Source organism: Acidiplasma cupricumulans (genome assembly GCF_001402935.1).
Taxonomy (GTDB): Archaea; Thermoplasmatota; Thermoplasmata; order Thermoplasmatales; family Thermoplasmataceae; genus Acidiplasma; species Acidiplasma aeolicum.
Map to the genome: position 1 here is coordinate 1 of NZ_LKBH01000082.1, position 4,787 is coordinate 4,787.

At 28.2% G+C, this 4,787-nt stretch carries 2 protein-coding genes and 1 pseudogene; 1 reads left to right on the forward strand and 2 read right to left on the reverse strand.

What is annotated here, in order from left to right; translation table 11 throughout:
- Nucleotides 1-605 precede the first annotated feature (605 nt).
- Both AOG55_RS02620 and AOG55_RS02625 read right to left on the reverse strand, forming a co-directional pair.
- Complete coding sequence (locus AOG55_RS02620; protein WP_055040852.1) at nucleotides 606-3,380, reverse strand: Eco57I restriction-modification methylase domain-containing protein; 2,775 nt, start codon at nucleotides 3,378-3,380, stop codon at nucleotides 606-608.
- A gap of 2 nt (nucleotides 3,381-3,382) precedes the next feature.
- Complete coding sequence (locus AOG55_RS02625) at nucleotides 3,383-3,955, reverse strand: hypothetical protein (protein ID WP_055040853.1); 573 nt, start codon at nucleotides 3,953-3,955, stop codon at nucleotides 3,383-3,385.
- A 300-nt stretch (nucleotides 3,956-4,255) separates the two neighbouring features.
- Here AOG55_RS02625 and AOG55_RS09100 point away from each other — a divergent pair.
- Nucleotides 4,256-4,725, forward strand: a pseudogene (locus AOG55_RS09100) (transposase); the annotation flags it as partial.
- Nucleotides 4,726-4,787 lie beyond the last annotated feature (62 nt).

Genomic DNA, 4,787 nt, shown 5'->3' on the forward strand with positions numbered 1-4,787 from the left:
GTGCTCTTCCGATCTTATCTTATTTATTGTGTATATGGAAGCTTTTAAATAAATTCCGTTCCAAATGTGCCATTTTAAAATTTAAATAATACTAAATATCTTATGAACTACTGGATGAAATTAGAATAAAAAGAGTGAAATAAATGAAGAAAAAATAGTAACCACAAAAGTTTAAAATAAAGCTGAATGTGAATATAATCAAGACGAAAAAATTGTGATTTTTTTTGAAATTATATTAATTGAATGATATTAGTTATTGTTTCCTTAATTTTTTTACGGAAGAGTGTAAAGGCCAATTGTAGGGGATGTAAATGTTTAAAACTTTACATGGGTACTTATAAGTTTAACAACAATCGTTTTATATATTTTACATTTTTCAACATTTGTTATTACTAAACTATGTAAATTATTAGTTTTAACTTACACTTTTCAAATAATTTTTAAGAAAATATTGTATTTGTGTAGTTATTATCTTTAATTCTAGTAATTTGTTTTTTCGCCTTTTATTTATCTAATTATTGACATATCTCACCCTATCAGCGATCATATGTTTTCTATAAAACATTATTTTATTATTGCAATCTAACTAATATTAGTAGTCTAAATTACTTAGAGAAAAATTCTTCGACCACTTTTATTTCACTGACATTAAGTTCATAAATTTTGTATACCAACTGATCAACTCTAGAGTCAAGCTTGTTAAATTCAGTCTCTAAAGAATATATTTCATCTGTTTTTTTATTAAATAATGAAACTATTTTCTTCTTTAAAGAAAGCATCTTATTAACAAGTTCTATTATTTCTGCTTTTTCAAATTTGTTGGCATACTTTATTGGAATCTGCTCTAGGAACGTTTTAGATATATTTACTGTCAATTCCGAGCCATTTGTGAACTTGTTAACATAATACCAGTTCATTAATTTTGAGTTTAATATTCCTAAAATATATTCAAGTTCTATTTCAGAATCTTCTTTTAACGTCAATAAGTTAGTAGATGCAAAGGAAAAATAACCTTCTCTATCAAGTACAGCTTTAATCGGTCTGTTACCTCCACTAATGCGTTGTATAATTATCTTGTTTTTTGTAAAAACTTCCTCTGGTCTTGCTCTATGAAGCTTTGTTCTGTCATAAACTATGTATTTATTTGTATATAGTATTGAATATCTATTAATATTCTTGCCGGTCAAAAACTTCCTACACTTTTCATTAATTGGAAAATTAACAACATCTGATTTTAAATTTCCTACAATGCCTTCAATTATATACTCAGCTAGATCACCTAATTTTTTTGCATTTTTTTCTATTTTATTTATCAAAGGTAATTCACCGTTTCCTAATGTAATATTGAAAACATAACTTGTATTGTCGAGGAACTTAGATTGAGTAACTCTTTTTATATTAGCTTTCTGATTGAATTTATGAAAAACAAGAATCTTGTTATTATTCCTTAGGTTTATTTTATTTTCTTTTTGTAATATAAGAATCACGGTTGAAGCTGTCACATTTTCAAAAACTCCAGACCCCAAATCAACAATTCTCACTATTTTACAATTTTCGAGTATAAATTTTCTTATTATATCATATATAGTTGTCCTTAGAATGTTGTTAGGAATAATGAATGAGAAGAAACCAGAATTTTTCAGTAACGTTATACTTTTTATTATGAAAAGAGCGTATAAATTAATTTTGCCAGGTTGTTTCGCTCGTTTATTAGCTTTTGATTCTAAGTTTTCAAAATATTTATATTCTATATACTTTTTGAAATTGTCCTGAAATTCAACATCTCTTGTAAATACGTAAGGTGGATTCCCAATTATAATATCAAAACCTTCTTCTTTCATTATCTCTGGGAATTCATCCTCCCATTTAAAAGCCTTATCGGAAATAGATGGATCATCTATCAAACTATTTCCCACCTTTATATTATTTTGAAGTATTGGCAATTTCTGTTTCCTTTCAGATATTTGTAATAATAGATTTAATTGGGCTATTTCCACTGCTTTAGGATCAAGATCCACACCGAATATATTATTTTTTAAGATTTCTGTTTTTAAAGTATAGAACTTTTCAGAGTTATTAATATCAAATCTTGTTTGTTTTACATCGCCTTCATTTAGTTTCAACTCTTTTATCCAATAATTTTCTAATTCCTTATAAGCTCTTATTAAAAAACTGCCAGAGCCACAAGCCGGATCTAAAATTCTTACATTTTTAATTTCCTCAGGTGTATGTGTCTTTATGAATTCGCCGACAGTGTTCTTTACTATGTAATCAACAATATAAGAAGGTGTATAATATATACCCTGCTCCTTCCTGTGTGTTTTTGATTCTTCAAGTTTTGCTCCCTTTGTTGTTGATTTAAGTATATTGCCTAGATATTGCTCATATATGTTCCCTAAAACATCGGATTCTATGATTGAGAAATCATATCTATATGAATTATCCTTGGAATGATTAAGGCCCTCTATGACCTCTTGCAATGGTTCATTATCAATATAAATGTCATCACATAAATGATGTGCAAAAAGTTTACTATTGTAACTATCATCAAAATATGAATATACCTTTGAAATTTCCTTAACAAATTGACCCCTGCCTTTAGATGCCCACTGCCTAACATTTGATTCAAGCTGATTTGCCTCTAATCCTCTATCCTCAGCATTTCTTATGAAGATTAAACGGTCTAGGATTCTCTGTACAGATTCGTCTATATCGTCCTGATTAAGCCTTTTATTATTCTTAGCAATATCCTTTGAAAGAACCTCACGAAAGTGAATCATATCCTGTAAGAGCTGTTTGTTTATAGGATTTTTTAACTGTTTCTTTCCGTATTTGGATGCTATATTATCAAGCTCATCATTTTCGAAAGCCTTCTTTGAAAGATAATTTAATCTTTCGCCATTTAAGAAATCATTTGGATGAAGAACAAATAATACATTATTTCCATAATTTGAATCTTTCCAGTCTGCATTGTAAACAGCCAATGTTTCAAAATTGGTTAAAACAGCCCATGAACATGATTTCATCCATGCATAGTCTATGGCCTGTTCTATGTACTTATGGTTTGTCTGTATATTATTTTCTTTTAAAGATTTGGCTTCAAGGAAAAATTTTGGAATACCGTTTATTCTAAATCCATAATCAACCCTTTTCTTTGATATTGTTTCCTCTGCACTTACATAATCATTAGTTTTACCTCTATTGTCCACATTCCAGCCTAAAGCCTTAAACAAAGGCAGTATGAAATCCTTCTTTGTAGATTCCTCATTATATCTTTTGATTTCACCTGATTTCTTAATTTGTTCATATTTAGATATCAGCTCAATGATTCTTTCAAAATCAATACCGAAATCTTCTTCTGCATGGTCTATTTTATCCATTTTCACCACATTCCTACTATATTAGAATTACTTCCTTTAATCAAGTCATTTTCAATTTCAAATTGGTCTTCCAAATATTTTCCTTGCAATAAGTTAACTAAATCTTTTAGTCTGCTTTTATCTATGTTTTCTATTGGAATTTTTTCTATTTTAATTCCATCATTAGACGTCATCCCCCATGAAAACCCTAATAACACCTTGTAAGTATATGTATGGGTATTTCCATTTGCATTGACTTCAGCAATAAATGTATTAAATATTATTTTTCCTCCACGCATTACACAATCATACTTCGGTGTATCTGAAAATCTATATCCACAAACACTACTAAGACAATAATAAGGCTCGCTATTTTTTGTGGCCTTGTCAAGAATCCACTCACTTATAGACTCTTTTTTACATAGAATTTCTTTATAGAACTGGAAAAAAACATATGTCTCTTTGTTTGAGGTCTTTGGATTTATTTTACCTTTGATAGAAATCCTATCTGGGTAAGTATTTATATCTGAATAACAAACCTCAAATGTCATTTTTTCATTTTTGAAAATAAGACCTTTGCATATAACGGCATTCATTCAATTTTCACCTTTATTTTATTATACAACTTTATGGTTTTACCTTCTTTAACCTTTTCCTATTGACACCCTAAGTAGGTTTATTTATTTTTATAGCTTTACTTTACTCGAGATTATGATGTTGGATAGAAATCATTAAATAAGAATAAAAGAACGTATACTTACCTGCAATTATAACTATTATATAAATAAAAGTTGTATTTTAAGGATTTTATTAGGGAATAATTTACCATATTTATATCTTATATGCATTGTTTATGTCTCTTTAACTTTACATAAGTTTAAACTATCCATAACCAATATCCTGGAAGTGAATTCCAATTATGCACCATACATTATATAAGGGGATTGAAATCTAAGGTAAATAAAAAGGATTTAGAAATAATGGATGATGCAAATAAAATGTTTAGGTGCAATAATAAGGATGAGGCCATAGGTAAATTCAATGAGTTCAAGAATAAATGGGAGAATAGGTATCCTAATATATTATATAATACTGAGATTAAGCTTGGACAGTGATTAAGATTCTATGATTATCCCTCTAGAATAAGGAATTCATTAAAATCAACAAATATTATAGAAAGAATGAATGGGGAAATAAGAAGGAGGATAAAACAGTATCATCATTCCCTGATGAAGATTTAGCAATGAAGATATTCTATTTAAAATCTATAGAATTCAATTAAAAGAATGCATTCAGGAAGATGAACAGCTCCTATAAATGCAATGATGAGATTAAAGAGATGTTCAACAAGAGGTACCCTTTATAAATAATACACAAAATATGGCAAACGATCCCTTAATAAGTTAAAAGCATCTCTTTAATCTCATA

What these genes read in the sequence shown, in the direction of transcription:
- AOG55_RS02625 (WP_055040853.1), bottom strand. Translation starts at nt 3,955, where the DNA reads ATGAATGCCGTTATATGCAAAGGTCTTATTTTCAAAAATGAAAAAATG.
- AOG55_RS02620 (WP_055040852.1), bottom strand. Translation starts at nt 3,380, where the DNA reads ATGGATAAAATAGACCATGCAGAAGAAGATTTCGGTATTGATTTTGAA.